Origin of the sequence: Microcystis sp. M53598_WE2, assembly GCF_030067735.1 — a bacterium.
GTDB classification, from domain to species: Bacteria; Cyanobacteriota; Cyanobacteriia; order Cyanobacteriales; family Microcystaceae; genus Microcystis; species Microcystis aeruginosa.
On the sequence record NZ_JASJFE010000427.1, the window covers coordinates 1 to 4,265 of the forward strand.

3 protein-coding genes and 2 pseudogenes are annotated in these 4,265 nt (G+C 43.3%); 4 read left to right on the plus strand and 1 reads right to left on the minus strand.

Annotated elements, in window-relative coordinates; translation table 11 throughout:
* Window positions 1-143 (minus strand): annotated as a pseudogene (locus PX636_RS09030) (IS630 family transposase); the annotation flags it as partial.
* Between the two features lie 46 nt (window positions 144-189).
* Here PX636_RS09030 and PX636_RS09035 point away from each other — a divergent pair.
* The 4 genes and pseudogenes from PX636_RS09035 to PX636_RS09050 form a co-directional block, all read left to right on the plus strand.
* Entirely contained in the window at window positions 190-327 is a 138-nt protein-coding gene (locus PX636_RS09035; protein WP_288116811.1) for a hypothetical protein, read from the plus strand.
* 196 nt (window positions 328-523) lie between these two features.
* Entirely contained in the window at window positions 524-1,648 is a 1,125-nt protein-coding gene (gene cbiD / locus PX636_RS09040; protein ID WP_288116812.1) for a cobalt-precorrin-5B (C(1))-methyltransferase CbiD, read from the plus strand.
* 143 nt (window positions 1,649-1,791) lie between these two features.
* Window positions 1,792-3,417, plus strand: a complete 1,626-nt coding sequence (guaA, locus tag PX636_RS09045) for a glutamine-hydrolyzing GMP synthase (RefSeq protein ID WP_043998919.1) — start codon at window positions 1,792-1,794, stop codon at window positions 3,415-3,417.
* Between the two features lie 88 nt (window positions 3,418-3,505).
* Window positions 3,506-4,231, plus strand: a pseudogene (locus tag PX636_RS09050) (DUF262 domain-containing protein); the annotation flags it as partial.
* Window positions 4,232-4,265: the final 34 nt, after the last annotated feature.

Below are 4,265 nucleotides of genomic sequence, written 5' to 3' on the forward strand. Positions count from 1 at the left end.
TCAGCTATTTCTCGTTGAGTTTTTCCGTCGTTTAGCAAGAGAAACATTAAAATTCTTTCCCTAACCTCTGCTCTTTCTTCTTCTTTAAGAGCTTTTTGTAAGTTTTTCTTTTCTTCTAAGTCTAGGAAATCTTTGGCTGGCATAAGTAGGATTTTTCTAAAATTACTATTTCTATTTTAGGTGGTTTAAGTGCGTTTTAGCTTACCTCTTTCCAGTGATGAATTACCCTGTCCCCAGGGTTATGCTTTTTCTTTGGGAATCATTGATGCGATCGGCAAATTAGCAGCCACGACCGTTCCAGCCGTCATTACGCCAATTCAAAAATGAAACGCATCGGCCTTAAGATTTGAGAGAGAAAGGCTGATCAGGTGAACCTCCCGCTCATTTAAATTGCTTGTTGAGACGAGGCACTCTGGCAACAGCAAAGGGATTGGGGGAGATTCGGCTAATCTTAAGAATAAGCGGTTGCCCCCTAGTTCTATAATCAGATCACGGCTAATTTGATTGGCTATGGACCCTATTCATGTCTATCTCTCCACCCCGTTCAGGTTACACTTTACCGGTTTTTGCCTGTGCCAGTGCGATCGCATCTCTCCAGCATCTCCACGGCGAAAATGAGCTAAATTCCGTTACTTTTAATCTTTTAGAACCGCCAGAAGCCGTTACTATTGCCATCGAACAAGTTGCCCGACTGAACCCCGATGCTGCCCTAGCCATCACCCGCAGCGATCCGGGGGACAATTTGGATTTAACTAGAAATACCCCTATATGGGCGTTAGTAGAAAGAAAGACGGGTAATCAAGAGATAGAGATTCAAGGCGGCGAAGGAATCGGCCTACAGGTTGATAATAGCGGAAAATCAGCTATCTATAGTTATGCCCAGCGTCTGCTGCAAGAAAACCTCAGACCCCTGTTACTGCCCCAAGAAAGCCTCAAAGTGACGATTATCCTTCCAGAAGGCAAAAAACTGGCCACAAGGACTTCTAACGCCGCTTTTGGGGTGGTAGAGGGATTATCTTTGTTGGGTACCACCGGCATTTCCCAACCCCTGAGCGCCCCCGGACAGTTGGAAATCTTTCGCGAGCAATTAAAAAATTTATCCCTTCGTTTTGATCGCTTGGTGTTTTGTATCGGGGAAAATGGCTTAGATTTAGCCCCTCAAATGGGCATTAATCCTGATATTTTGGTAAAAACAGCCAATTGGATCGGGCCGATGTTATTAGAGGCACAATTACAGGGAATCTCTGAAATTCTTTTGTTTGGTTATCACGGTAAATTAATTAAACTTGCCGGGGGAATCTTTCAGACTCACCATCATCTCGCCGATGGTCGTCGGGAAATTCTTACCGCCTACGCCGCTAAAATGGGTTTAGCTACCCCCCATCTCCAGCAAATTTTTGACAGTAGCACCAGCGAAAACGGTCTGGAATATCTGCGTCAATTAGACCGGCAAACGGGAGATAATTGGGTGGAACGCATCTATGGAGAAATGGCTAATACGATTGATCGCCGTTGCCAAGAATACGTTTATAACCACAGTAACGGTCATCTTGGGGTCGGTTGTATTTTATTCGATCGCTCTCGTTCTTTGATCAGCAAAAGCGAAAATGGCCTTAAATTTTTGCAGAATCTACAAGTTACCCCCTAGTGACCGTGCTATGATCGTGGGAATATTTAGTCTTAAAAAATGAAACTAATAAGGCTAAACTATTCTAGCTTATTTTCAGAACAATAGCCGATTTAGTTTACAAATCTTTAACCTTTTCCTGCCAGTTTCTTTTTTTGATCGCAGTGACAACTCAAACCCCCCTTCCCACCCCCCAAGAGACTTTGCCCTCAGAGTCCTTCACTAATAGCCTTAATCGTCAAATAATCATCATTCTTGACTTTGGCTCCCAGTATTCTGAATTAATCGCCCGCAGAATCCGGGAAACGAACGTTTACTCCGAAGTTCTCTCCTATCGTACCAGTGCCGAACAATTGGCCCAAATCAACCCGAAAGGAATAATTCTTTCGGGCGGTCCCAATTCCGTCTATGATCCTGGAGCGCCCCACTGTGATCCCGAAATTTGGAATTTAGGTGTACCCGTCCTCGGAGTTTGCTACGGGATGCAATTGATGGTACAGCAGTTAGGGGGCAGGGTAGAACGGGCAAAACGGGCCGAATACGGCAAAGCATCCCTATTTATCAACGATCCTACCGATTTATTAACCAATGTCGAGGACGGTTCCACCGCTTGGATGAGTCACGGGGATTCCTGCGTGGAATTGCCCGCGGGTTTTGAAATTCTCGCTCATACCGATAATACCGATTGTGCGGCCATTGCCGATCACAAGAAAAAACTCTTTGGAGTGCAGTTTCACCCGGAAGTTGTCCATTCTGTGGGAGGAATCGCCTTAATTCGCAATTTCGTCTATCATATCTGCAAATGCGAACCCACTTGGACCACGGAAGCTTTTGTCGAGGAATCGATCCGAGAAATTAGGGCAAAAGTGGGCGATAAGCGAGTTTTATTGGCTTTATCCGGCGGTGTGGACTCCTCTACCTTAGCATTCCTGTTGCATCGAGCGATCGGTGATCAACTAACCTGTATGTTTATCGATCAGGGATTCATGCGTAAGGGTGAACCAGAACGATTAATGCAGATATTTAACGAGCAATTCCATATTAGAGTTGAGTATGTCAACGCTAGAAAGCGATTTTTAGCGCAAGTGGCCGGTGTCACGGATCCCGAGGAAAAGCGCCGTCGTATCGGCCATGAATTTATTCAGGTGTTTGAAGAAGAATCGAATCGTTTGGGACCCTTTGATTATCTGGCCCAAGGAACTTTATATCCCGATGTGATTGAATCGGCCGATAGTAATGTGGATCCCAAAACCGGGGAAAGAGTAGCGGTTAAAATTAAAAGTCATCATAACGTTGGTGGACTGCCGAAAAATCTCCGGTTTAAATTAGTCGAACCCCTGCGAAAATTATTTAAGGATGAGGTGAGAAAATTAGGTCGATCGATCGGTCTTCCGGAAGAAATTGTTCGTCGTCAACCTTTCCCCGGCCCCGGTTTAGCAATTCGCATTTTAGGGGAAGTGACCGCAGATAAATTAAATATTTTGCGCGATGCAGATTGGGTAGTGCGCGACGAGATTAATAAGCAGGGAATGTATCACGATTTCTGGCAAGCTTTCGCGGTTTTATTGCCTGTCCGCAGTGTGGGAGTGATGGGAGATCAACGCACCTACGCTTATCCTATTGTCCTACGTTTAGTCAGCAGCGAAGACGGAATGACTGCCGATTGGTCCCGGGTTCCCTATGATTTATTGGAGACAATTTCTAATCGTATTGTCAATGAAGTTAAGGGAGTTAACCGCGTGGTTTATGATATTACTTCTAAGCCTCCCGGAACTATAGAATGGGAGTAGTATTGAATTATTGATTGATTGTTATTCCCGTCCAAATATTGGGGCGGGATTTTTGCAGAATAGACAATTGAGGAGATTAATTACTACCATGACACAGTTAGAGATTTTAGAAGAAATAGAAGCGGTGGATTTTGCGGAAGAAGAAGAAGATATTGAAGGAGAATCAGCAAACCAAAAAAAGCTACAACTCAAAGAAATCTCCGAGACTGTTGTTGCTGGAAGTGATTGGACTACCGCAACGATCCGCGATCAATTAATTCGAGAAAATATTCAACTCAATCCGCGCTTTCAAAGACGAGATGCTTGGAATATTACTCGTAAAAGTCGATTTATTGAATCCCTAATTCTAGGGTTTCCAGTCCCACTGATTGTCTTAGCTACTAATAACAAGGAAAAAGGTAAATTTATCGTTCTTGATGGCAAACAACGCCTACTAACAATTTTACAGTTTTATGGTGACAGTGACACACCTAATAATAGTTTTACTTTAAAAGATTTAGAATTTTTAGATGATCTCAATGGCTGCCAATATCAAGATCTAAAAAATGACTTCAATTTAAATGATTTCTTAGACCAACTGGATAATCAAACTATCCGCACGATTGTTATCCGTAATTGGAAAACGGAGAGTTTCCTCCATAAAATTTTTCTGCGTCTCAATGTGGAAAATACCCCTTTGTCTTCTCAAGAATTAAGACAAGCATTACACCCAGGGGGTTTTATTAATTTTTTAGATGATCGAGCGATCGAAAGTCAAGCATTAAAGAAAATATTTAAATCTTCCTATCCCGATTTCCGGATGCGCGACACTGATATAAGCTAAACGGCGCTTAACCTGCATGATCCAA